Annotated in this window: 18 protein-coding genes and 1 tRNA gene; 9 read left to right on the top strand and 10 right to left on the bottom strand. The window is 43.1% G+C overall.

All coding sequences use genetic code 11. The features are described 5' to 3' along the window. The first annotated feature begins 230 nt into the window (after positions 1-230). Entirely contained in the window at positions 231-2,882 is a 2,652-nt protein-coding gene (locus ACRHOZ_RS11655) for a DUF5916 domain-containing protein (protein WP_431125803.1), read from the top strand. Between the two features lie 74 nt (positions 2,883-2,956). Further along, positions 2,957-3,451: a hypothetical protein gene (locus ACRHOZ_RS11650; protein ID WP_431125801.1), complete on the top strand. Its 495-nt coding sequence runs from the start codon at positions 2,957-2,959 to the stop codon at positions 3,449-3,451. Between the two features lie 35 nt (positions 3,452-3,486). Here the strand turns inward: ACRHOZ_RS11650 and ACRHOZ_RS11645 are convergent, their stop codons facing one another. The 5 genes from ACRHOZ_RS11645 to hppD form a co-directional block, all read right to left on the bottom strand. Further along, complete coding sequence (locus ACRHOZ_RS11645; RefSeq protein ID WP_431125799.1) at positions 3,487-4,593, bottom strand: pyridoxal phosphate-dependent aminotransferase; 1,107 nt, start codon at positions 4,591-4,593, stop codon at positions 3,487-3,489. Continuing rightward, a complete protein-coding gene (locus ACRHOZ_RS11640) occupies positions 4,590-5,501 on the bottom strand; it encodes a flavin reductase family protein (RefSeq protein WP_431125797.1) in 912 nt (303 codons plus the stop codon). Before ACRHOZ_RS11640 ends, ACRHOZ_RS11645 begins: the two co-directional genes overlap by 4 nt. Before the next feature lie 30 nt (positions 5,502-5,531). After that, positions 5,532-6,752, bottom strand: a complete 1,221-nt coding sequence (fahA, locus tag ACRHOZ_RS11635; protein WP_431125795.1) for a fumarylacetoacetase — start codon at positions 6,750-6,752, stop codon at positions 5,532-5,534. A 94-nt stretch (positions 6,753-6,846) separates the two neighbouring features. Next, positions 6,847-8,004 (bottom strand): homogentisate 1,2-dioxygenase, encoded by a 1,158-nt coding sequence (locus tag ACRHOZ_RS11630; RefSeq protein ID WP_431125793.1) that lies wholly within the window; start codon positions 8,002-8,004, stop codon positions 6,847-6,849. 89 nt (positions 8,005-8,093) lie between these two features. Beyond that, positions 8,094-9,227 carry a 4-hydroxyphenylpyruvate dioxygenase gene (gene hppD / locus ACRHOZ_RS11625; RefSeq protein ID WP_420402123.1) on the bottom strand — a complete coding sequence of 378 codons (1,134 nt, stop codon included), beginning with the start codon at positions 9,225-9,227 and terminating at the stop codon, positions 8,094-8,096. 188 nt (positions 9,228-9,415) lie between these two features. Between hppD and ACRHOZ_RS11620 the strand changes: the two genes are divergently transcribed. Next, complete coding sequence (locus ACRHOZ_RS11620; protein WP_431125790.1) at positions 9,416-9,868, top strand: MarR family winged helix-turn-helix transcriptional regulator; 453 nt, start codon at positions 9,416-9,418, stop codon at positions 9,866-9,868. 29 nt (positions 9,869-9,897) lie between these two features. On the opposite strand, the gene ACRHOZ_RS11615 is transcribed toward ACRHOZ_RS11620, so the two are convergent. The 4 genes from ACRHOZ_RS11615 to ACRHOZ_RS11600 form a co-directional block, all read right to left on the bottom strand. Beyond that, a complete protein-coding gene (locus ACRHOZ_RS11615) occupies positions 9,898-10,260 on the bottom strand; it encodes a nuclear transport factor 2 family protein (protein ID WP_431125788.1) in 363 nt (120 codons plus the stop codon). A 49-nt stretch (positions 10,261-10,309) separates the two neighbouring features. Further along, a complete protein-coding gene (locus ACRHOZ_RS11610) occupies positions 10,310-11,845 on the bottom strand; it encodes an arylsulfatase (RefSeq protein WP_431125786.1) in 1,536 nt (511 codons plus the stop codon). Between the two features lie 14 nt (positions 11,846-11,859). Further along, a complete protein-coding gene (polA, locus tag ACRHOZ_RS11605; protein WP_431125784.1) occupies positions 11,860-14,700 on the bottom strand; it encodes a DNA polymerase I in 2,841 nt (946 codons plus the stop codon). 159 nt (positions 14,701-14,859) lie between these two features. Further along, the gene (locus ACRHOZ_RS11600; RefSeq protein ID WP_431125781.1) at positions 14,860-15,852 is read right to left on the bottom strand and encodes an isoaspartyl peptidase/L-asparaginase family protein; all 993 of its coding nucleotides are present in this window, start codon (positions 15,850-15,852) and stop codon (positions 14,860-14,862) included. 109 nt (positions 15,853-15,961) lie between these two features. On the opposite strand from ACRHOZ_RS11600, the gene ACRHOZ_RS11595 reads away from it, so the two are divergent. The 3 genes from ACRHOZ_RS11595 (at position 15,962) to ACRHOZ_RS11585 (ending at position 18,361) form a co-directional block, all read left to right on the top strand. Further along, positions 15,962-16,684, top strand: a complete 723-nt coding sequence (locus ACRHOZ_RS11595; RefSeq protein ID WP_431125779.1) for a copper homeostasis protein CutC — start codon at positions 15,962-15,964, stop codon at positions 16,682-16,684. A gap of 55 nt (positions 16,685-16,739) precedes the next feature. Continuing rightward, entirely contained in the window at positions 16,740-17,975 is a 1,236-nt protein-coding gene (locus ACRHOZ_RS11590; protein ID WP_431125777.1) for a metallophosphoesterase, read from the top strand. Between the two features lie 89 nt (positions 17,976-18,064). Continuing rightward, complete coding sequence (locus ACRHOZ_RS11585) at positions 18,065-18,361, top strand: thioredoxin family protein (RefSeq protein WP_036382448.1); 297 nt, start codon at positions 18,065-18,067, stop codon at positions 18,359-18,361. A 24-nt stretch (positions 18,362-18,385) separates the two neighbouring features. On the opposite strand, the gene ACRHOZ_RS11580 is transcribed toward ACRHOZ_RS11585, so the two are convergent. After that, positions 18,386-21,715 carry a glycosyltransferase family 117 protein gene (locus ACRHOZ_RS11580; protein ID WP_431125774.1) on the bottom strand — a complete coding sequence of 1,110 codons (3,330 nt, stop codon included), beginning with the start codon at positions 21,713-21,715 and terminating at the stop codon, positions 18,386-18,388. Between the two features lie 208 nt (positions 21,716-21,923). On the opposite strand from ACRHOZ_RS11580, the gene ACRHOZ_RS11575 reads away from it, so the two are divergent. From ACRHOZ_RS11575 to ACRHOZ_RS11565, 3 genes are all read left to right on the top strand, one after another. Continuing rightward, positions 21,924-21,995 (top strand) — tRNA-Gln (locus ACRHOZ_RS11575). Positions 21,996-22,220: 225 nt separating this feature from the next. Further along, positions 22,221-23,804, top strand: a complete 1,584-nt coding sequence (locus ACRHOZ_RS11570; RefSeq protein WP_431125772.1) for a sulfatase family protein — start codon at positions 22,221-22,223, stop codon at positions 23,802-23,804. Between the two features lie 85 nt (positions 23,805-23,889). Then, positions 23,890-24,522, top strand: coding sequence for a hypothetical protein (locus ACRHOZ_RS11565; RefSeq protein ID WP_431125770.1), 633 nt, complete (start codon positions 23,890-23,892; stop codon positions 24,520-24,522). The last annotated feature ends 46 nt before the right edge of the window (positions 24,523-24,568 follow it).

Here is a 24,568-nt window from a genome sequence, read left to right as displayed (position 1 = left end):
TTAAAAACCTATCCCGAATTACGGGCTGCAAATGTACAATTATTAGATTGAATTACAAATGGTTGATTGGGAATATTTTTGACTTTTTGTTTCGATGAAGAAAAGCTTGCTTTGGAAGGGTCAAATCTACCCCATTCTTCTGTTAAAATTAAGCAAATGTTGTAGCCCACTGTAACTGTTCCCAAAATTGCTGGTCTTTAAGGTAGCAAATCAATCAAAAAACATTCAAAGTGTCCAGACTAATCATCCTTGTACCTTTGCTTTTCCTTGGTCTTCATCTAAAAGCACAGGACTCAACAGCCGTAGTTCCCAAGAAGATTTATGTTACCACATCCATAGGAGGAGAACAGCCTCCCGCAATAGATGGTCGTTTGGATGATCCCGCTTGGAACCTCGTGGAATGGGCTGGAGATTATATTGAATTGCAGCCCGATGAGAATACCGCCCCAACCCACCAAACCAGATTCAAAATTGTATATGACAACAAGAACCTATATATAGGTGTACGCTGCTATGATTCTGAACCGGATAAAATTGTAAAGCGAATGTCCCGTAGGGATGGTTTTGAAGGCGATTTTATCGAATTCAATATTGATAGTTACCACGATAAGCGCACAGCTTTTTCATTTACCACAAGTGTATCTGGGGTTAAGGGCGACGAGTTTGTATCCAATAATGGAAACAATTGGGATGAAAGCTGGAACCCCATTTGGTATACCAAAACCCATATTGATGAAGAGGGCTGGACGGCCGAGTTTAGGATACCATTGAGCCAGTTAAAGTTTGGGTCTGCAGAAAACCAGGTTTGGGGCCTGCAATCTACCCGGAGGATATTTAGGGCAGAGGAACGTTCCGTATGGCAACGAAAGCCCATAGACCAGCCAGGCTGGGTCAGTGAGTTTGGTGAGTTACATGGATTAAAGAATATTGAGCCTCAAAAACAGTTGGAAATCCAACCCTACACCGTTACAAGTGGGGAGACCTACGAAGCGGAGGATGGAAATCCCTTTAGGGATGGAAACGAAAGTGATTTTACCCTTGGCTTGGATGCCAAGATTGGAGTGACCAATGACCTGACCATGGATGTAACGGTAAATCCCGACTTTGGGCAGGTAGAGGCCGACCCATCGGCCATTGCCTTGGACGGATTCCAAATTTTCTTTAGGGAGCAACGCCCATTTTTTGTAGAGAACAAAAACATATTCGATTTCCGGCTTTCGGAATCAGAAGCGGGGAACACCTTTGGATTTGATAACCTTTTTTATTCCCGGAGAATAGGTAGAAGTCCCCAAGGCTCTGTGGATGCTGGGGATAATGAATTTGTAAACCAACCCGATAAAACACCTATTATTGGGGCTGCAAAATTCAGTGGTAAAACCAAAGATGGTTGGGCCATAGGGATTCTGGAAAGCGTGACGGCTAAGCGATATGCTGCCATCAGAAATGAAAATGGAGATGAGCGTAGGGAAATGGTAGAACCGCTTACCAATTATTTTGTAGGCCGATTGCAAAAGGATTTTAACGACAGAAACTCCTATATCGGAGGGATATTTACCGCCACAAATCGGGACAATCTTAACCAAGCACTTGATTTTCTGCATAAATCTGCCTTTTCGGGGGGATTGGATTTTAAGCACCAGTGGGCCAATCGGGATTGGTATGTGGAAGGGAATGTCATATTCAGCCATGTAAAAGGAAGTCAGGAAGCAATACAAAACACCCAGGAATCCATTACACATTTGTTTCAACGAGTAGGGGCGGATCATGTGGAGTTGGACACTGAAAGAACAACATTGTCCGGAACTGGTGGGAATGTTCAAATTGGTAAAGTTGGAAATGGCCACTGGAAGTTTGAATCCGGAGGTACCTGGCGATCTCCTGAATTGGAAATAAATGACATTGGATTTCAACGGCAATCCGATGATATCAGGCACTACACTTGGATTGGATATCAGACACTTAAACCCGATAGTACTTTTAGAAGGGTGGGCATTAATTATAACCATTGGACGGCCTGGGATTTTGGCGGAAACCACAATTATCTACAATTCAACACTAACAGCTGGCAAAATTGGAAAAACAATTGGTTTACCAACGTTGGGTTCAATTATGCGCCTATCGAATACGATAATTTTGCCCTACGTGGTGGCCCAAGACTAAGATCATCCCCTTGGATTAGTTTTTGGAACAGTATTAACACGGACAATAGAAAAAAGCTTCGCTTTAGTGCATTTCACAGAGGGACAAAGACCGTGGATAACTCCTTGAAGTTCTATTTGATAGAAGCGGGGTTTGTCTATCAACCCATTAATGCGTTACGTATTTCGGCCTTTCCGTCATTGAGCATCAACCATAACAAACTCCAGTACATAGACAATTTTGATGAAGTTAATGGTTCACCGCGCTACCTGAACGGGGAGGTCAATCAGCGAACTTTGAGTATGTCCCTTCGACTGAATTATAACATCAGCCCTAATTTGACCATTCAATATTGGGGACAACCCTTTATTTCCAGAGGTCGCTATTCCAACTTTAAGCATATCTCCAATGCTGGGGCCAAGAATTTTGAAGACCGATTCACGGCTTATGCCTCAGAGCAACTAAGCTTTTCGGAGGATGTGTTCTCGGTGGATGATGATTTGGACGGGGATGTGGATTTTACCTTTGATGATCCCGATTTTTCCTTTGTGCAATTCCGTTCCAACCTCGTGGTTAGATGGGAATACATCCCAGGTTCCGAGATATTTCTGGTCTGGTCCCAAGATGTATCCCAAAATGGAGATCCAACTGCGGGCCTGTTACCGAGTTTGGGAGACAATATCTTTGGTCAGAAACCACAAAACATCTTTTTGTTAAAGGCAACCTATAGGTTTGTACTCTGATTCCATAGGGCTTTTCAGTACTATTTAGTTGGATTTTGCGTTATCAGCAATGTAAACCCCACAAACTAAATACAATGAAAAGAACTTACCTTTTACTTTTCTTGGCATTGGCCTTGGTGTTTTCCTGCTCTACCGACAGTACGGATGATACATCTGAAGGCGCCAATGGATTGCTAGGGACCTGGGCGTTGACGGACATTCTTATTGACCCTGCAGTTAACGATGATGACTTAAACTTTGCTAAAGAGATTATTGCCTTTTTGCAGAATGAGAACTGTGATTTGGTTATACTCTCCTTTAATGATAGTGGGACTTTGGAATCAGAAAATAAAATAGACCACTTGTCCATAAACGTCGGAACAGGAGGGTTGGATATTCCTTGTCCAACTGAAAGCGATGAAGAAAATTCACTTTGGGTTTTGGATGGAGATCAACTAACAATTTCTAGGGAAGGCGAGGATGATGAGGTAATTACAATTCAACTGGATGGAAACACCTTGATCATTCCCGGAGAAAGTGTCGATGCCAACAATTATGATGGGGCCGAGGCGGTCTTTACAAAACAGTAGTAAAGCTTTAATACTTAAAAAATAGGCTCCTTGGTTTATCCTTGGGGCTTTATTTTTTGCAATGCGTTGACCAGAGCTTCATTGGCCTCTTGATCACCTATTGTAATCCTAACTTTTCCAGGTGCCCCAAACTGTGACACAGGTCTAACCATGATACCTTGCTCCATCAAGATTTCGGTAAACTCGAATTCAGGTAATGGAGGGTCTATCAGAAAAAAATTGGCTTGGGAAGGCCAGTAAACAATACCCAGTTGATCAAAAGCTTCGGAAAGAAATTTACGGCCCTCGTGCACTGTTTCCACCGTCTTTTGGATGAAATCCCTGTCTTCCAAAGCGCCAATACCAGCTTCAAGGGAAGTAAGCGGCAACAGAAAGGGTTTGTGAATCTGTCTGAGGTACTTTGCAATTTTTTCTGTGGTATATCCATACCCAATACGCTGCCCGGCCAGTCCATAGGTCTTGGAAAAACTGTTGATACCAATGATGTTCAAACCTTTTTGGACGTACGGTAGAGCAGTAACATAATCCGATGCGTTTGCAAAATGTCGATAGACCTCATCAAAAACCACTAAAATGTTATTTGGAATTCGATGGAAAAAGTCATCTAGAACCGACTTGGGAATATAGGTGCCCGTAGGGTTATTGGGGCTGGTCAAAAAGACAATTTTTGTTTTTGGGCCAATGGCATCTAAAATACCTTCCAGGTCTAAAGTGTAATCGGGTCCCAAAAGTGGGATATCTACCTGCACGGCGCCATACCATCTAGAAAAAACGGAATAGGGCAGAAAACAGGGATTGGAAAAAATAACTTCATCCCCCTCATTGATAAATGCCCTTAAGATCATATCGATAATCTCGGAACCGCTGTTGCCGCAGATAAACTGATCTGCATCCAGTTGGTGGCCAAAATCCTTTACCAAGGCTTCCCGCAGTCTTATATCCGTTTGATCGGGGTAAATATGTACATTTTGTGCAGCCTTGAGCAGAGCCTCCGTTGCTTTGGGAGATTGTCCCAACGGATTCTCGTTGGAAGAAAGCTTATATATTTTTTTGTCTTTGGACGGAGGAATGCCTTTTCCGCCTTCGTAAGCTTTTTTGGGCTGCAGATACGGTTTAAAAATGGACTCGATTCCTTTGCTCATGCTTCAAGTTTTTCAGCATACATTAGAACCGCCAATGCCTTTTCTGTTTGTTCTTCCATCAACATACGTTGTGATAACCAGTGCAGTTCGTTTTTCAATTTCTGTGGATTTCCGTTCAATTTCTTCTGCATCATGCGGATTTCATCATCTTTGGCCACCTTGTCAATTTCATCCGCAGTGGGTAACTGTTCCAGATTGCCCAGCCTCCCTAAATTGTTACCTGTTAAAACAGCGCTATTTCTGATTCCCGAAGGTAATCCATCAACCCCCATACCTTTGGTTCTAATGGGTTTGGGAATTTCAAAAAGTGAAGCGTTGTTGGCCCGGGTATACCAACTTCCGCCCATTCTTCCTACCAAGTCCAATTTTAAGGGATCCAATTTGCCTTCCTCATCTAAAAATTGATCTTGAATATGTATCAATTCAACCTTGGCCATGATTAGGTTGCCAGCTCCCTGGCCATCACCCAATTCAATGATTCGATCTATGGTGCACTCAAACGAAACTGGAGATTCCCCCACTCTTGGAGGTTTTACTTTTTCGCTGGGCACTTGGGTCAATCCGGATTTGACAAATTCATTCACGTTCTTATCATAGGCCGTGCTGGAGAGGGACATTTGCTCTACAATTGGAAAATCCACAATATTGATGACCGCCTCCGGAACTTCCTGAACATTTTGAAGCGAATGTTTGGGCATATTGTTCCTACCCCTGGCCGGAGAATATATCATGATTGGGGGATTGGAACTAAAAACATTGAAAAAGCTAAATGGACTTAAATTCACATTTCCTTCGGAATCAATAGTGCTTACAAACCCGATTGGCCTTGGCGCTACGGCCGTAAGTAAGTAAGAATGCAATTCAGGTTGGGAAATGGAATTGGGATCAATGGTCTTTATGCTGGACATGGATTGGATTTATAGGATGCTAAGATAAATCTATTTTGCCGGAAGCACCTTGGTGGAAACCTCTCCAAAGCCAACCCGAACCCCATCTTTTTTGGCATGCCCGCGCATGATCACGGTATCACCGTCCTGGATGAACTTACGTTCGGTACCATCCTTCATTTGAAGGGGTTTGGTCCCCATCCAAGCCAGTTCCAGCATGGATCCATAGGAGTTTTCATCTTTTCCTGAGATAGTTCCTGAACCGTACAAGTCCCCAACATTGATGTTACAGCCATTCACCGTATGGTGTGCCAATTGCTGTGCCATGTTCCAATACATGTATTTGTAATTGGAATTACAGATAGTCTTTTCTTCCGCTCCATCTGGCTGAAGGGCAACTACCAGGTTGATATCGTAGTTTTTGTTGCCGTCAAACTCCAGATATGACTGTACTTTGGGCTCTTGGACAGGCCCTGCAACCCGGAAGGGCTCCAAAGCTTCCATGGTTACGATCCAAGGTGAAATGGATGAGGCAAAATTCTTGGCCAAAAATGGCCCTAAGGGAACATACTCCCACTTTTGAATATCCCTGGCCGACCAATCATTGAAAAGCACCATGCCAAATATGTAGTCCTCGGCCTCCGCTGTGGAAACTGTTTCACCCAAGGCTGTGTTTTTACCTGTGATAAAGGCCATTTCCAGCTCAAAATCCAAGCGGGCTGATGCCTGGAACACGGGAGTTGAAGCATCTTTTGGCAAAACCTGACCTTTGGGTCTGTGGATGGGTTCGCCGCTTAAAATAATGGAAGATGCCCTACCATGGTATCCCACGGGAATGTGCTTCCAATTGGGCAAAAGTGCATTTTCTGGATTACGGAACATCATGCCCACGTTGGTAGCGTGTTCAATGCTGGAATAGAAATCCGTATAGTCCCCAATGTAGACCGGCATATGCATTTGAGCCTCGGACTGGAGGACAAATAGCTCTGGTTTTCCGGCTAAAATTGAACCTTCATCTTTTAACCAATGCTGAATATCAATCCTAACTTTTTTGGTGATTGATTTTCCCAAAGCGATGAAATCGTTCAAGGTGTCCTTCTCCATAACGGCGGTGTTAAAATCGAAGACATCCAACTCGGCAACAGCTGCCAAGTCTAAAATATGTTCCCCAACGGCAACTCCGGCCCTTGGACTCCTGTCCTGGGTGGAAAAGATTCCGAATGGGAGGTTATGGATTGAGAAATCTGAATTTTCAGGTATGTTGATGATCATATTATATTTTATGTCATTCCCGTGAAAACGGGAATCTATCTGTTAATCATTAATTATGGATTCCTGCCTTCGCAGGAATGACAATGGAGGACAATTACTCCACCCAAGATTTGTAATAACTTCCATCGTCAATCTTGAGTGCATTCTCAGTGACTTGTAGTGGTTTAAAGGTATCTATCATCACGGCAAGCTCTTCCGTGCCCTTTTTGCCAATACTGGCTTCATAAGTACCGGGATGTGGGCCATGTGGAATTCCAGCAGGGTGCAAGGAAATATATCCTGGGCCAATCCCTGTTCTACTCATAAAATCCCCATCCACATAGTACAGCACTTCATCGGAGTCTATGTTGGAATGATTATATGGTGCTGGAATGGCTTTTGGGTGATAGTCGTACAATCGCGGACAGAACGAGCAGATGACAAAGGCCCCGGTTTCAAAAGTTTGGTGCACAGGTGGCGGTTGGTGCACGCGCCCCGTAATAGGCTCAAAATTGTGAATGGAGAACCCGTATGGGAAGTTATATCCATCCCAGCCCACTACATCAAAAGGGTGGGTGTTGTATACCAAACTGTGCAGCATGCCCTGTTTTTTTACCTTGATGACAAACTCGCCTTTTTCATCATAGGTTTCCAAGTCTTGAGGTAGTTTATAATCCCGTTCGCAGAAAGGGGAATGTTCCAATAGTTGTCCAAACCAGTTACGATACCTTTTTGGGGTGTAAATGGGGTGGAAGGACTCGGCATATAAAATGCGGTTGTCCTCTGAATCAAATTCTATCTGATAGATCATCCCTCTGGGAATGATCAGGTAGTCCCCATATTCGAATGGAATATTGCCCAAAAACGTTCGCAAAGTTCCAGTGCCTTTGTGGATAAACAGCATTTCATCTGCATCCGAGTTTTTATAAAAATACTCGGTGAGGGATTTTTTTGGAGCTGCCAATCCAATATGAACATCACTATTGACCAAAAGCGGCTCCCGAGCATCCAAAAAATCAGCTTTTGGCTTTACATCGAACCCAATTAATTTACGGGAAGCAATGTTGTGGCTCACAGCTATTTTTGGATTTACATCAATAGAATCACCTATGGCAGAAACCTGAGTCGGTCTATGCTCATGATAGATTAAGGAAGACATCCCATCAAAACCAATGGTGCCAAACAATTGCTCATAATAAAGACTTCCGTCCGGCTTGGTAAACTGGGTATGCCTTTTCTGTGGAATTCTTCCAAGTTTGTGATAAATCGGCATGGATTTTAATTTTGAGTTGGGAGCAAAGAGTAATGAGCTTAAGTAAACAACTATGTACCTTAACCCATAACTCAGCACTCTTGACCTAATTAATGCAAAGTACCTCTTACTTCTTGTTCGCGTTCAATGGCTTCGAACAATGCCTTAAAGTTACCTTTTCCAAACGATTGTGCACCCTTTCTTTGGATGATTTCGAAGAACATGGTAGGTCTTGGCTCCACAGGACGGGTAAAAATCTGTAGCAAATACCCCTCATCATCGCGGTCAACCAGGATGCCAAGTTCTTTTAGCGGAGCAATGTCCTCATCAATTTTTCCCACGCGATCGGTAACGGCATCGTAGTAAGTGTCAGGGACGCGAAGAAATTCGACCCCGCGGCTTCTCAATTGCCGCACTGTGGTAATAATATCGTCCGTGGCCACGGCAATATGCTGTACGCCTTCACCCTCATAAAAATCAAGATATTCCTCAACTTGGGATTTCTTTTTACCCTCTGCAGGCTCATTTATCGGGAACTTGATGCGTCCGTTTCCGTTGCTCATTACCTTGCTCATCAAGGCAGTATATTCTGTGGAAATATCGTTGTCATCAAAAGATAGAATGTTCACAAAGCCCATTACTTTTTCATAGAACTCTACCCAGTAGTCCATTTTGTTCCATCCTACATTGCCTACCATATGGTCAACAAATTTTAAGCCAGTAGGTTCAGGATTGTAGTCCGGGGTTTCCCATTTCTTGTATCCGGGCATAAAAGTGCCTTCATAATCCTTCCGCTCCACAAAAATATGAACGGTCTCCCCGTAGGTATAGATTCCGGAGCGTACGATCTTGCCTGTTTCATCTTCCATCACTTCGGGCTCCATATACGATTTGGCCCCTCTTTCCATAGCAGTGTTGTAGGCATAAGTGGCATCATCTACCCATAGGGCAACTACCTTGATGCCATCTCCGTGTTGATCAATATGTCTACCAATGTCAGTTCCACTTTTGAGGGGAGAGGTAAGCACCAAGCGAATCTTGTCCTGGATTACTACATAACTTTCGCGATCGGTAAGTCCCGTTTCCAAACCGGCATAAGCATAAGATTGAAAACCAAAAGCGGTCTTGTAGAAATGTGCCGCTTGTTTGGAGTTGCCCACGTAGAGCTCAATGTAATCGGTGCCGTTGATAGGCATAAAATCCTGAGCGGAGTCATGAATTTTAGGGATTGCAGTAGTTTCCATAGGTGTTATATTTTGATGTGAGATAAAAATTGTTGTTAATGCAACAAAAATATGAAATTTGAATTGATCTTTTAGGATTGGAAGCATAATTTTTGTTAAAATTGACAAGGGTTTTACCTGATGGGTGAAAATGGATACATTAGTAAGGTGATTTTCAAAAAGGTAATGGACGAAAACATGCGTAGTGAATGCTGAATCAAATTGATGAAATATCGGGTATTGGGCTTCATTTGGACTTGGTTCTGAGAAGGATTCAGGAGGCCTATCTAAAAAAGTTCGAGGAACTTGGAGTGGATCTGACCATTGAGCAATGGGTGATTTTGCACCGCATATCCGAATTGGGCAAAACGGCTTCCCAAAGGGATATTGTACGTTCCAACTTTCGAAATCGTGCGACCACCTCAAGAGTTATTGGAAAACTGGAGCAAAAAGGTTGGATAAGTAAAGCCCGATTTGATGGGGATCAAAAACGTTTCAAATTGGAACTCACCAGAAAAGGAAAGAAGATCATTAAATTGGTGTTGCCCCATGCAGTAAACCTTCGTAAACTTGCTATCAAGGATTTGGACAATGAGGACTTTGAAATTTTCCTAAAGGTCCTGGTCCAGATAGGTTACAATTACTACTCCAATGAGATGTAGTTAAGGTAGCTGCGCTTCTTTAATTGATTTCAATTGGGCATAGATAGTTTTCTGTCTTCGTTGATTTCGCCCTCAATATTATAGTAGGCAACTATCTTATAAATAAGACCGTCCCTGGTATAATGCCACTCCGTGACCTCCAACCTAAATGCTTCTTTTAGGGCCGTGTATCGGACACATGCTTTATTCGAATTCGAAATCAAGTCGTGAATTTCAAATGTATGCCCCAAGAATTTGTCTCTGTTTGCCTTTACCAAATCCAGATATGCTGTCTTTCCTTCAATGGTCCCATAGGGACTGGTGTGGATAAAGTCATCGGAAATAGGTAAATCCTCAAACTCACCGGTTTCCCAAAGTCGAAACCACTCTTTTGCCAATGCTTTGGATTCCATATTTGTATGAATTAAATACCTTTCTACATGATTGGAGACTGGGGTCAGCTTACTTATCTCCCAGCTCAGCAAACTTAAAACGATCATTGACCGCAGGCTCATGCTCTTGCTCCATGATTCTGGTTATTTTTTCAATAACCTCTGGATATTGATCTGCCAAGTCGTTTGCTTCCCTAAGGTCGTGCTCCAAATCATAGAGCTCTATTTTAAGATTGCCCTCAAAAATGTTTTTCCGAACAGCTTTCCATTTGCCCATTCTAACAGCTTGCTGCCCTTTGTAGCTGGGGAATTCCCAATAAAGAAAATCATGTTCTTGCTGTTTGGAACCCAAGAGCGTTGGCTTAAAACTAAGTCCATCCACATTTTGGGGAAGAGGAACATCCACTATGTCGCAAAGTGTGGGAAGTACATCATAGAAAATGGAAATATGGTCGGATACACTCCCTGCCTTGATCTGACCAGGCCAGCTGGCTACAAACGGAACACGGATACCTCCCTCGTATACATTGCCTTTGGTTCTTCCCTCGCCATTGGTAAAAGGTTTTGAGCTTTCGAAATACTCAAAATCAGCACCTCCTGTATAGGTAGGGCCGTTGTCGCTACAAAACATAATTAAAGTGTTTTCGTAGAGCCCCAATTCTTTCAGTTTGGCAACCAGTTCTCCCAACTGCTGGTCTAACATAGTAATCATGGCCGCATAGCTTGCCCGAGGATAGGGATTAGGGAAATAACCTTTATTCCCTACATATGGCTCTTCATCGCCAATTTGCTCTCTGTAAGGAGCAGCGTATTTTTTCGGAATCTGTAGCGGTAAATGAGGAAGGGGAGAAGCGTAATAAAGAAAGAAATTATTGTCCAGGTTCTGCTCTATAAATGAAAGTGCCTTTTTGTGGATCAATTCAGGGGCATAATCTGTTTGATAATACAAATCATAATTAGATTCATCCTTGGGATCTGCCGAAGCATCCAGCTTGGCATGGGGAGCAATAAGTTCGTTGTTCAAATAAACTTTTGTCTCATTTTCCCATAAATGACTTGGATAAAGATTGTGCGCCTGTCTTTGGCAGTTATATCCGTAAAAGGAATCAAAACCCTGTTTGGTGGGAACCCCCTCGGTTTCAGGAGCCCCAAGCCCCCATTTGCCAAACACCCCGGTGACATAATTGGCCTCTTTTAGTTTTTTTGCCAAGGTGATCGTGTTTCCGGGAATCGGACGTTGTCCTTCCAGTTTGATATTGGTAAAAGCTTTTTTGTAATCCCAAACCTCTCCTCGTTCCCGCCATTCATCATTTCCTCGGATGTACGCATGGCCCGCATGCTTGCCGGTCATCAAAATATAACGGGCAGGGGCACAAACGGGTGCTCCGGAATAATGCTGCGTAAAAAGCATGCCCTCTTTGGCCAAGGCGTCAATATGCGGGGTTTTGATTTTTTCCTGTCCATAAACACCAACCTCACCATAGCCCAGGTCATCAGCCAGAAAATAGATAATGTTGGGTTTTTTAATGGAGTGTTGACCATTAAGTTTTGGAACCAAGCAAAAGGTGACTAGAACAAATAAGGCAATCTGTGGGATTCTTGACATTTTTTATTTAAGGATTAATGCGCCTCCAGCCAATTGTCCCCAAGACCCATTTCTACATCAAGAGGAACAGCCAGCTCATAGGCATTTTCCATTTCGGTTTTGATTAATTTTTTGACTTCTTCCAGCTCAGGTTTATAGGCATCAAAAACCAATTCATCATGAACCTGTAATAACATCTTGGTTTTAAAGCCACCTTCGGTGAGTTTTTTGTGGATGTTGATCATGGCAATTTTGATGATGTCGGCGGCGCTCCCTTGAATGGGAGCGTTCACTGCGTTTCGTTCTGCAGCTCCCCGCACAACTTGGTTGCCCGCGTTGATATCCTTCAAATACCTTCTTCGCCCCAACACGGTTTGGACATAGCCGTTGTCTCGAGCAAAGTCCACCTGATCTCCCATATAATTCCTAAGTTTCGGATAGGTTTTGTAATAGGTCTCAATAAGCTCTTTGGCCTCCGTTCGGCTAAGATCTGTTTGATTACTTAATCCAAATGCCGAAACCCCATAAATGATTCCGAAGTTGACAGTTTTGGCATTGCCCCGCTGTTCCCTGGTCACCTCTTCAATAGGGACATTGAAAACTCTGGAAGCCGTGGAGGCATGGATATCCTCTCCATTCTTAAAAGCTTCTATCATGGTGTCCTCCTCGCTCAAAGCCGCAATGATACGGAGCTCTATCTGGGAGTAATCCGCAGCAAGCAAGGTGTAGTTTTCATCCCTTGGGATAAAGGCTTTTCTAACCTGTCTTCCCCGCTCTGTTCGGATAGGGATGTTCTGCAGATTGGGATTGTTACTGCTCAAACGGCCGGTAGCGGCCACTGTTTGCATATAATCGGTATGAACTCTACCGCTATGTTGTTGAACTTCATTAGGTAAAGCATCTACATAGGTGCTTTTGAGTTTGGTTAGACCTCTAAAGTCCAAAACGTTTTGGATGATTTCATGGTCCTTGGCCAAATAGGAAAGCACGTCTTCCGCTGTGGAATACTGACCTGTTTTGGTTTTCTTGGGCTTGTCCACCAATTTCATTTTCTCGAACAAGATTTCACCTAACTGTTTTGGAGATGCTATATTGAATTGTTCACCTGCTGCTTCATAAATTTTTTGTTCCAGCGATTTGATGTCCTTGTCCAGTTCTTCGGATAGGTTATTGAGAAAACCTTTGTCCAGATTGATGCCCTCGGTTTCCATATCGGCAAGAACCCTGAGCAGTGGAACTTCAATATTTTCGAAAAGCTCGTCGGTTTTTGCTTCTGCCAATTCAGGTCTGAAATGTTCCGCCAGTTGAAGGGTGATATCGGCATCTTCGGAGGCATACTCCGTTTGCTTATCCAAAGGCACCTGACGCATACTCAATTGGTTTTTTCCTTTTTTGCCAATAAGCTCCGTAATGGAAACTGGGGTATAGTTGAGGTAGGTCTCGGCCAAAACATCCATGTTGTGGCGCATATCTGGATTGATGAGGTAATGGGCCAGCATGGTATCAAAGAGTTTTCCTTTGACCTCAATCCCATAATTTTTCATCACTTTGATGTCGTATTTTAGGTTTTGCCCTACCTTTTCTATGGCCTCGGATTCGAAAAATGGCCGCAGAGTTTCCAAAATTTCCATGGCATTTTCCCGCTCCTCAGGAATTGGCACATAAAAGCCTTTTTTGGCCTCCCAGCTAAACGCGATTCCCACAAGTTCTGCTTCCAATGGATTGAGGGAGGTGGTTTCCGTATCAAAACAAACCGAAGCTTGTTGCATCAGCTTTTCCATAAATATCTGAAGCCCAAGACCGGGAACGATGCTTTGGTACAAATGGGAAACATCTGATATCGTATTTCTACTGTTGGCATCTTTGATCGTGGCCGGAGCCGCACTGGGATCGGCACCAAACAAACTAAATTGGCCACTTCCGGCCGCTTGTGGTTTGGGAGCGGTGGGCTTTCCTTGGGTAGGCGATTCTGCCGCCGGGGCCTCAGCTTCACCAGAAAATATCTTAATGAATTGCTCTTTTAGTCTTCGGAACTCCAACTCATCAAAAATCTGCTGCACTTTGTTTCCATCGGGTTCAGACATTTCATAATCGTCCGCATTAAAGGTGACATCGCAATCCGTTTTGATTTCGGCCAGCTTTCGTGATAGTCGGCCCAATTCGGCATTTGCTTCCACCTTCTCCTTCATTTTTCCTTTGAGCTGGTCGGTATTGGCCAAAAGCCCTTCCAAAGAATCGTATTCGGCCAGGAATTTCTTGGCTGTTTTGTCTCCAACTCCAGGTAGGCCGGGAATATTGTCACTTGCATCCCCCATCATTCCCAAATAATCTATTACCTGTTCCGGACGTTGCACTCCAAAGCGTTTTTGCACCTCTGGAATGCCCCAAATTTCAATTCCGTTGCCCATTCGGGCCGGGCGATACATGAAAATATTTTCGGAAACCAATTGCCCAAAATCCTTATCCGGGGTAACCATAAAAACTTTGTAGTCCTCTTTTTCGGCCTGTTTTGCCAAGGTGCCGATAATATCATCGGCCTCATAACCTTCCAGGACCACTACCGGAATGTTCATGGCCCTTAAAATATCCTGGATGTAGGGAACTGCTATGCGAATGGCATCCGGTGTCTCATCACGGTTGGCTTTGTAATCTTCAAAAAGCTCGGTGCGCTCCACACTGCCCCCTTTATCAAAACAAACGGCCAAATGGTCCGGCTTTTCCCGTTTGATCACATCAAAAAGGGAATTCACAAACCCCATAATAGCAGAAGTATCCATGCCTTTGGAGTTTATCCTAGGGTTTTTTAGCAAGGCATAATATCCCCTGAAAATAAGGGCGTAGGCATCCAGAAGGAAGAGTCTTTTCTGATCGGACATATTTTTGGGTTAGCTATATGAAATTAAAAATGCGAAGCTTGTTTTAACCATTGTAATCGCACAGTTTTTAAAGGTAGAAAAAGAAGTTGGAATCAAGAAAAAAGAGCCAAGAAGTCTTGAATCTTGTATCCAGAATCGAAGCGGTCGGGTATCTCCTGTCTAACCTTGATAAAAGCTCTCGACCTGCTTATTTTCGTGTCCTTTTTCGGAATATTCCCGATAGGTGAATCCAGGATGTACACAGTAACCCCCTGTCTCTCCTTTTTTGTTCACGGCGATAAAGCCAATCTGGAAATCCTTTCGGCCTTCATTTTTTTTCATGATGCGCTTAACTCCTTCCTCACAAGCTTCTTGAGGCGATTTTCCTTGACGCATGAGTTCCACTATCAGAAAACTGCCTACCGTTCGGACTACTTCTTCTCCAACTCCGGTTGCCGTGGCTCCTCCAACTTCATTGTCCACAAATAAACCAGCACCAATAATAGGTGAATCCCCTACACGGCCGGCCATTTTGTAACCCATTCCGCTTGTGGTGCAGGCCCCGGCAATGTCCCCATTTTCATCAATGGCCAACATCCCAATGGTATCGTGATTTTCGATATTGATAATGGTCTCGTACTTGGAAGTTTTTTTCCATTCCTCCCACTCCTTTTTGGATTGTTCGGTGAGGAGGTTGGTTTTTTCAAAACCCTGTTCATAGGCAAAAAGTTCGGCACCCAATCCAGCCAACATTACATGTGGAGTTTCCTCCATGACCTTTCTGGCCACGGAAATTGGGTGGGCAATGTTTTCCATGCATAAGACTGCGCCGCAATTGGCGTCTTTGTCCATAATGCAAGCATCCAGGGTAACCCGACCTTCACGATCAGGTCTTCCCCCTACGCCTACGGTTTGATTACTGGTATCTGCCTCTTCCACCATAACTCCGGCCTCCACGGCGTCAAGCGAGCTGCCCGAATTGCTCAATACTTCCCAAGCCTTTGCAGAGGCATTTTGAAAGTTCCAGGTACAAATAACTATGGGTTTTATGGCTTCGGTTTCGGATAAAACCGGTGCCTTTGCGGTTTCGGTTTTACAAGAAGCCAAAACAGGTGCGGACAATAATCCCGCCGTGGTTAAGCTGGATTTTTTTAGAAACTTTCTTCTTTGCATGGAGAATTAAGGTTTGGATGGTTTGTTCCTGATGCTTTTTCCGTTACGAATTTTGCATCATCGGAAGTCACTATTTTTGTTGTTATTTTGAGTTCATAAATATAGGAATATGCTGGTAGAAGTTTGTGCCAATTCGCTGGAATCTGCACTGAATGCCCAAGAAGCTGGGGCAGATAGAATTGAACTTTGTTCTGAGTTGGGTGTAGGGGGAATCACCCCTTCCGCCGGACTGATCGCATTGGTGAAAAAGGCCTTGAAAATCCCGGTACATGTGCTTATTAGACCTCGGGGAGGTCATTTCACCTATACCGATGGGGAATTTAGGACCATGATCCAGGATATAGAAGTTTGTAAGGACTTGGGGGTTGAAGGAATTGTTTCAGGGGTTTTGCATCCGGATTTTGAACTGGATGTTGATCGTACCCTCGAGCTGATTAATATCTCAAGGCCCATGCGATTCACATTTCACCGCGCCTTTGATTGGGTGCCGGACCCCCAAAAATCCTTCGAGCAATTGGAAGCAATGGGAGTGGATTATCTATTGACTTCAGGTCAAGAAACCTCCTCCGAAATAGGGTTGGGACTTTTAAAGAAGCTGAATTCCATTTCCAAGGAGGTAAAAGTTATGGCAGGTGGTGGGGTCAAATTGGAGAATGCGGAGCAATTTAAGTCCGCAGGTTTAACGGCCATTCATTTGTCCGGAACCTCTTTTGGTAACAACGTTGCGTTGGAAGGCAAAATTTCGATGAATTCCAATACGCACCTTAGGGAAGATCAAGTAGCCGTAACAAATTTGGAAACTGTTCGTCTGATTGTACGGCGCGTTAAATAAACGCAAAAAGCCCAATGTTCCCTAAGGAAAGAAATATCTTTATAAAAAAGTTTGCATGCCAAGGTTTCTGATCATTTTATCCATTGTTTATATAGTGCTGGCCATTTATGGTTTTCAAGGCTTTAAGACCCTTTTTAAAAGTACTTGGATTCAGATTCTATATGGCGTACTTTTTTTAGCGGCCTTGCTCAATTTTATCATAAGAGTGCTCAACTATACCCCTGGCGATGGTGTTCGTGGCCAGATAGCGACCGCGGGGGGAATTTTCTTTTCGTTTCTGATGTTGGGTCTTGTTTTGGGAATCATTCTCTTGTTGGAGGATGTGGTGCGGCTTTTTGTCTTTGGATATAACAAAATTGCGGGATTGACAGAACCGCAGGCCAAGTTTTTTCCATCCCGTAGAAAGTTCATAAGTGCAATTGGCCTGGGCATTGCAGCCTTGCCATTTGGTGCTTTGCTCTATGGAATGTATAGGGGCAAATACAATTATAAGGTGCTTACCTATGAAATGGAATTTGACGATTTACCAGCTGCGTTTGATGGCTACAAAATCACCCAAATATCTGATGTGCACAGTGGAAGTTTTGATAACCGAAACAAGGTGGCCTATGGCATTGATCTTATCAATAGACAACAAAGTGATGTGATTGTCTTTACAGGGGACATGGTCAACGATAAGGCTGTAGAGATGGAACCTTGGGCAGACCTTTTTTCTACATTGGAGGCAAAAGACGGCAAGTATTCCATTTTGGGGAACCATGATTATGGGGATTACACGGAATGGCCTTCGGATGAGGCCAAGGCCCAAAATCTTCTGGATTTAAAAGACCTTCAAAAAGAGATGGGCTTTGACCTGCTTTTGGATACGCATCGCTATTTGGAAAAGGATGGCCAACGCATTGCTCTTCTTGGCGTTGAGAACTGGGGTAGGGGCGGATTTAAAAAAGCAGGTGATTTGGAAAAAGCCAAGGCAGGTGTGTCCAAGGATGACTTTAAAATTTTGATGAGCCATGACCCCTCGCATTGGGAAGATGTGGTGATTCATGACGATTACCATTTTCATTTAACCCTAAGTGGGCATACGCACGGAATGCAGTTTGGGGTTGAGATACCAGGATGGGTAAAATGGAGTCCCGTAAAATGGCGATACAAGTATTGGGCTGGGGTATACGAAGAACTCAACCAATATATTAACGTGAACCGAGGGTTTGGATTTATTGGTTATCCTGGGCGTGTGGGTATCTGGCCGGAGATTACTGTGATTACCTTAAAAAAGAAAGGTTTAACGTGAAATTAACGTTGTCTTTTCTGGGATAAATAAGGGCTTCGTCAAGATTTTAACAAATTTTCTTACTTTTGGTTGGTAAACCCAGATAATACATGTCAAAATTCGGCGAACTTATCGATTTAAAAGTACCAGTGTTATTGGACTTTTATGCGGAATGGAACGAACAATCCACTTCTATGCACCCTGTGCTGCGGGATGTTGCTGCAGCTTTGGGTGATAAGGGCAAAGTGATCAAGATTGATGTTGATAAAAACAAGGAGTTGTCACAGGCGCTTCGAATTAAAGGTTTACCTACCCTTATGATCTACAAAAAGGGTGAAATGGTATGGCGACAAAGTGGAGAGCAAGATGCCAATACACTGATCGGTATCTTAAATGAATATATTTAAAGAGCGAGGTTTAACCTTGTTTTTTTATTCCAAGCTTTCCGAAGAGTCCTGAACTGATTCAATCGTATCCAATGGAATGGAATCCCCCATATCTGGATCAGGTGTGGGTTCTTCAAACATTTCCTCATCGTCTCCCACAAACTGTGAAAACTTATCAATGTATTCATTGAATATTACGGTTTCAGATTCAGCTTTCTCCCTATCCTGGTTTTCGATCAGAATGTCAATGTTCCTTCGGTAAGCCTGCATGTCGGCTAAAATATCATCGATTCTGTCGTATTGCTCATCCAATGGTACAGCTGAATAGTATTCCAAGCGCTCTTGATACACTTTTTTAAGTTTTTCAAAAAGAGCATGGGCCTTTTCCGTTTCGCCTACTTTATAGTATCCATCCACATAGGGTTCTACAAAAGCGTAAAATCCAAACTCTTCCACAGGCATATTGGTTATAGCGATGTCAATGATGTCCTTGGCCTTATCCACTTTTCCCTCTTCCAATAATTTCTCCATTAAACGGGCCAGATTGCTTCTAAAGGACAGTCCTTGGGAACGGGTTTGGGGGTCATGATAGATTTCGGTGTCCCCAGAATTTCCCCAATCCCATTTTTTGACAATGTCGTACATAAGATCGGAATCAATCCTGCCCATTTCAAAAGAGCTTTCATTTTTTGTCTTGATGGGCACTAATTTATAGACCAAGCCATCCAATTGAAGATAGTCTTTCAGCCAAATGTATTCTGCTCTATCAAAACTACCCCCGGAAAAGTAAATGGGCCGTTTCCAATCATTGTTGGCTAATAAATCCAACATAAGGATGCGGTTTTTGGGCAAAGCCCCTTGCGGTAGGTCAATATCGATATAGTCCAAAATCTGGTCGGCATCCTCAGGTTTCACCAACCCGCTGTCCAATACATTTTGCTTATTGACAGGAATACGGATTTTGTTGGTAGGATAATATATGATATTTAGAGTGCCCTCGGGAACATCGCTGATATCCACACCTTGTTTTTCCAATAAATAGCGGTATTTGTTCTGCGGCTTGTCGCTGTCAATCCAATTCACAAAATCTTTAATTTCCCATCTGCTATCCGTTATGCCTTGGTAATACACAGCGTCCCTTGAACCATATCGGTATTTATCATGGGTAAGCTGCGAAGGAATAGGTTCACTTTCATAAGCCTTTCGTTTCATTTGATCTATGTACCAATCTGTGGCGAACAAACTGGTATTTACAATACGCACGTCAGTTCTATGGCCTTCAATTTCTTGTGCATACCACAACGGGAAGGTATCATTGTCCCCAATGGTAAAGAGAATGGCGCCTGCATCTTCCTGGCAAGAATCCAAATAGGCTTTGGCCGTGGAATTGGCGGTATATCGGTTGGATCGGTCGTGATCATCCCAATTTTGAAATGCCATCAAGAGTGGGACGGACAACAGGCATATCGTGGTTAGTGCTGGCGCCGCAATTTTGGCGGAAATGAGCTTTCTGAATTCGTCAAACAGGCCATAGACGCCCATACCCACCCACATGCTAAAGACGTAGAATGATCCCACCAAGGAATAATCCCGTTCCCTAGGCTGAAAAATGTATGGATTGGTGTAGAATTGAATGGCTATTCCAGTAAACATGAAAAAGACAAACAGCACCCAAAACTGTTTCGGGTTTTTGGAAATCTGGAAGACCAGTCCAATAATCCCCAAAAGCAGGGGCAGAAAGAAATAGGTGTTTCGGGCTTTGTTGTTTTTCCAGTCACTAGGTAAATTATCCTGACTTCCCAATCTTAGGCTATCTATAAAACCTATTCCACTCAACCAATTGCCATTTTCGTCATATCGACCTTGGACATCGTTTTGCCTACCTGCAAAATTCCACATAAAATAGCGCATGTACATGTAGCCAAACTGGAATTCGATCATATACTGAATATTTTGCCCTAAAGTGGGAGGTTCCACTTCAATATACTCCCCAAACTCACGAAGGAACCTGACATATTGCTCGGCATCCAGTTCCCCACGATCATAGGCAGCTTTAAATTGCGAAACGGCCTCCCTCAGGTCATTTCGGGAAATGTATTCTGATTTAATCCTAAAATCAAGTACTCCAAAATAGCGCATGTAATTTTCAGCATGCTGGTCGCTCCAAAGTCTGGGCAAAAGCCCCACATGCTTTTCATTGGGCCCTTGCATCGCTCCTTTATAATTGTTGACAATCACATATTTGCCCAAGGTTTCATCCTTTTCATATTTTGGGCGGTCGTCCTTATCCTCGCCGGCAGGCGCAAAGGTATCTGAGTAATAGGCTCCATAAAATGGACTCTCAACTCCAGGATACTGTTCCCGGTTGTAATAAGCCAAAAGCGAACGGGCATCGGAAGGGTCATTTTCGTTGACCACAGTCTTGGCATTGGCTCGAATAGGTAACATTAACCAAGATGAAAATCCTAGAATCAGGAACATCAAACACAGCACAATAAGGTTTCCTGTGCGAAAATCATTTTTTCGAGTATAGCGAAGTGCGAAATAAAAGGCGGCCACAAAAAGCAAGCCCATAATTATGGTTCCTGAGTTGAATGGCAACCCAATACTATTGATGAAAAATACTTCGCTCCATCCAAAGAGTTTTAGCACGTATGTAAGGGAAAACTTGTAGACCAGCATCAACACCGCAATCACCGCCATGTTAGCCAACAGAAAATTCTTGATGTTGGTTTCTTTATACCTTTTGAAATAGAACAATAAACCTATGGATGGGATGGCCAAGAAACCCATGAATTGGATTCCGAAGGTAAGACCGATCACAAAGCAAATGAGCAATAACCAACGATGGCCTCTTGGTTCGTCAAGGTTGTCCACCCATTTAAGTCCCAGCCACAGCAAAAGGGCCATGATCAGACTGGCCATGGCATATACTTCGGTCTCCACGGCGTTAAACCAAAAACTATCCGAAAAGGTAAAGGTCAAGGCACCCACAAGTCCACTTCCAAAAACAGCAATGGCCTTACTGTTGGTAAGCGCCTTCTTTTTTACAATGAGTTTGCGGGTTAGGTTGGTGATGGTCCAAAATGTAAATAAAACAGCAAATGCACTGGACACTATGGACAAGGCATTCACCATAAGGGCAATCTTGGAGGGGTCGCCAAAGGCAAACATGGCAAAAAAGGCACCTATCATCTGCAATAGAGGTGCACCAGGCGGATGCCCTACTTGAAGTTTGGCAGAGGTTGTAATGTATTCACCGGCATCCCAAAAACTCCCGGTAGGTTCTATGGTAAGGGCGTAAACAATAAAAGCTATGGCAAAGGAAACCCACCCTAGGATGGTATCCCATTTTCTGAAGTTTGCTGCAAACATAAAGATGGTCTTAACCAGTTGGGGCGAATTTAGTAAATATAGTAGAGACGTCTGGCGAATTTTGGAAAAGCTTTAACATGGATGGCTCTGGAAAAATCATTCGGATTCTTGTGAAATTATTTGTGCAAACAAAAGTTTGTTATAAATTTGCACGCTCAAATACTGGAACATGTATTTGAAAATTTGCATTTCGATGCAAGTTTGGTAGTGGCCCATGGTGTAATTGGCAACACAGCTGGTTTTGGTCCAGTCGTTCTAGGTTCGAGTCCTAGTGGGCCAACAGAATAGTAAACAAACCCGATGTCTTCAGGATGTCGGGTTTTCTATTTTATGCAGAGGCGGGATGAGAAGCCTGCCTGTCGGCAGACAGGTTTATCCTGAGCGCAGACGAAGGGAGTCCTAGTGGGCCAACGGAAAACTGAATAAAATCCCGATTTCTAAGGAAATTGGGATTTTTTGTTTGACCTATTTTGGGTACATTCATCCCTTAAACCAACCTAGGGAAATGAAGACTCAACCAAACCTCCTTTTGTGCCTTTTTATACTGATAATAGTTTTCAGTTGTGCCGAAAAAACCGAACCCAATAAAACTGAGCAAAAGCCGAACATTATTTTCGTTTTGGCTGATGATTTAGGCTATGGGGATATTACCGCTTTCAATGAAAATAGCAAAATCAAAACTCCACATTTAGATATGCTGGCCCAAGAAGGAATGCGATTTACGGATGCACATACCTCCTCTGCTGTTTGTACTCCAACCCGATATGGGATTCTTACAGGGAGATACAATTGGCGAAGTGAATTAAAACAAGGTGTACTTATAGGAGCCTCCAAGGCATTGATTCCGAATACAAGAACAACCGTGGCCTCTGTCTTAAAGCAGAGTGGCTACAACACCGCCTTTATTGGCAAATGGCATTTGGGATGGGATTGGGCTTTAAAGGATCCAAATCAGGAACCTACCACAGGCTGGCAAGACACGACCTTTGTCAACATTGATTATACCAAGCCAGTTACAAACACCCCTAATGATCTTGGATTTGACTATGCATATGGACATAGCGGCTCCTTGGATATGGCACCCTATGTTTATGTGGAAAATGGAATGGCCACCCAGGTACCTGATTCCAGCACGGTAAACACGGGGAAATACTCTTGGTGGCGAAAAGGGCCGACTTCCAAAGATTTTATCCATGATGATGTGACCCCGAACTTTTTTCGAAGAGGTATTAAATATGTAAAGGAACAATCCAATAAGGAAAAGCCTTTCTTTCTGTATTTGGCACTGCCCTCGCCGCATACGCCTATCCTTCCCACCGAAGAATGGCAGGGGAAAAGTGGACTTAATCCGTATGGGGATTTTATGATGATGGTAGATGATTATATGGGGCAACTGAATGCGGCAATCAAGGAAGCGGGTGTGGAAGAAAATACCTTAATTGTGTTTACAAGTGATAACGGATGTTCGCCGGCAGCAAAAATTGATGAGATGACGGAAAAGGGACATTATCCAAGTTATGTATATCGAGGCCACAAAGCCGACATTTTTGAGGGCGGTCATAGAGTTCCCTACATCGTAAAATGGCCCGCCAAAGTGCAAAAAGGTTCCATAATGGATCAAACCATTTGCACTACTGACTTTATGGCTACTTCGGCCGCCATAGCAGGATATCAATTAAAGGATAACGAAGGAGAGGATAGCTACAACATACTACCTCTTTTAACCCAAGAAGCGATTGAAGGGGATTTTAGGGAGGCCACGGTACACCATTCCATTAATGGAAGCTTTGCCATCCGAAAAGGAGATTGGAAATTGATTATGTGTCAAGGTTCCGGGGGATGGAGTTTTCCAACACCTAACAACAAAGATGCTCTGGAGGACTTGCCCAAGATTCAGCTATATGATCTTAAGAATGACCCAGCAGAAGCTGATAATCTACAAGTTTCAAATCCTGAAAAAGTGGAGGAGCTAAAAACCTTATTGACCAAGTACATTCAGGAGGGTAGGAGTACTCCCGGTTTGGCACAGCAAAATGATGGGGAGGACAAGAATTGGGAACAATTATGGTGGATGGATGAGGTGGATTGAAAACACATTACTATGAAAATGGGGTTTGGAAAAATAAATCGAATATTACCATTGGTGAATTAAACAACTAAGACTTCCTTATTTGATGGCAAAGAAAATATTTATTAAAGTACTATTAATTACATTTTGGTGTGGTGTAGGTTTTACTCAGAGTTCACCGGCCGAGTTATATTACAAAAATGGTAGGGTTCAAAAAGGGTTTGCCAAAATCTTAATTGAAGTTGAATCCCATAACAAGAAATTTCATGAAACCGGCTATGTTCAATTTAAGGAAACTAAGAAATCCAAATCTATTCTTATACGGTTAAAAAGGTTGGATAAAGTCAGGATTCTGAGGAGGGGTAAAGTAATAACTTATGAAATTTTAAAGGCATATGGGGAGGGGGATTCATTCAAAGCAATGAAGCTTTTGGAAAAAGGAAAAGTCAATCTTTATGAATATGAAACAAAGGGCGTCCCGGGCTTGACGGGTAATTCTAATTCGGTTCTGCCTGCACCTACTGGGTTGGCCAGTAGTATTTGTGTTTTACGAGATGGTGAAGAAATGGCAACAAGACTTACCAGGAATTCAGCTTTTTCAAACAATTTTAGAGAGGCGGCTGCTTATTATTTTCGAGATTGTTCAGAGCTCGTTGATAGATTTAAGAAAGGGAAGTACGGAAAAAGAAATATACTTGAGGCTGTTAAATTTTATAATGATTCTTGCCAGGGGCAGTAAGTAATATGGAAACTTGGATGTGAAGGATTGTCATTTTGTATATAAA

It is taken from the genome of Flagellimonas flava (genome assembly GCF_050617915.1).
In the GTDB taxonomy this organism is placed as follows: Bacteria; Bacteroidota; Bacteroidia; order Flavobacteriales; family Flavobacteriaceae; genus Flagellimonas; species Flagellimonas flava_A.
This window is presented reverse-complemented; position numbering and strand designations above follow the sequence as displayed.

Excerpts from the sequence above, each read along its gene's own strand:
- ACRHOZ_RS11650 (WP_431125801.1), top strand. The coding sequence starts at position 2,957 with ATGAAAAGAACTTACCTTTTACTTTTCTTGGCATTGGCCTTGGTGTTT.
- ACRHOZ_RS11645 (WP_431125799.1), bottom strand. The coding sequence starts at position 4,593 with ATGAGCAAAGGAATCGAGTCCATTTTTAAACCGTATCTGCAGCCCAAA.
- ACRHOZ_RS11640 (WP_431125797.1), bottom strand. The coding sequence starts at position 5,501 with ATGTCCAGCATAAAGACCATTGATCCCAATTCCATTTCCCAACCTGAA.
- fahA (WP_431125795.1), bottom strand. The coding sequence starts at position 6,752 with ATGATCATCAACATACCTGAAAATTCAGATTTCTCAATCCATAACCTC.
- ACRHOZ_RS11630 (WP_431125793.1), bottom strand. The coding sequence starts at position 8,004 with ATGCCGATTTATCACAAACTTGGAAGAATTCCACAGAAAAGGCATACC.
- hppD (WP_420402123.1), bottom strand. The coding sequence starts at position 9,227 with ATGGAAACTACTGCAATCCCTAAAATTCATGACTCCGCTCAGGATTTT.
- ACRHOZ_RS11620 (WP_431125790.1), top strand. The coding sequence starts at position 9,416 with ATGCTGAATCAAATTGATGAAATATCGGGTATTGGGCTTCATTTGGAC.
- ACRHOZ_RS11615 (WP_431125788.1), bottom strand. The coding sequence starts at position 10,260 with ATGGAATCCAAAGCATTGGCAAAAGAGTGGTTTCGACTTTGGGAAACC.
- ACRHOZ_RS11610 (WP_431125786.1), bottom strand. The coding sequence starts at position 11,845 with ATGTCAAGAATCCCACAGATTGCCTTATTTGTTCTAGTCACCTTTTGC.
- polA (WP_431125784.1), bottom strand. The coding sequence starts at position 14,700 with ATGTCCGATCAGAAAAGACTCTTCCTTCTGGATGCCTACGCCCTTATT.
- ACRHOZ_RS11600 (WP_431125781.1), bottom strand. The coding sequence starts at position 15,852 with ATGCAAAGAAGAAAGTTTCTAAAAAAATCCAGCTTAACCACGGCGGGA.
- ACRHOZ_RS11595 (WP_431125779.1), top strand. The coding sequence starts at position 15,962 with ATGCTGGTAGAAGTTTGTGCCAATTCGCTGGAATCTGCACTGAATGCC.
- ACRHOZ_RS11590 (WP_431125777.1), top strand. The coding sequence starts at position 16,740 with ATGCCAAGGTTTCTGATCATTTTATCCATTGTTTATATAGTGCTGGCC.
- ACRHOZ_RS11585 (WP_036382448.1), top strand. The coding sequence starts at position 18,065 with ATGTCAAAATTCGGCGAACTTATCGATTTAAAAGTACCAGTGTTATTG.
- ACRHOZ_RS11580 (WP_431125774.1), bottom strand. The coding sequence starts at position 21,715 with ATGTTTGCAGCAAACTTCAGAAAATGGGATACCATCCTAGGGTGGGTT.
- ACRHOZ_RS11570 (WP_431125772.1), top strand. The coding sequence starts at position 22,221 with ATGAAGACTCAACCAAACCTCCTTTTGTGCCTTTTTATACTGATAATA.
- ACRHOZ_RS11565 (WP_431125770.1), top strand. The coding sequence starts at position 23,890 with ATGGCAAAGAAAATATTTATTAAAGTACTATTAATTACATTTTGGTGT.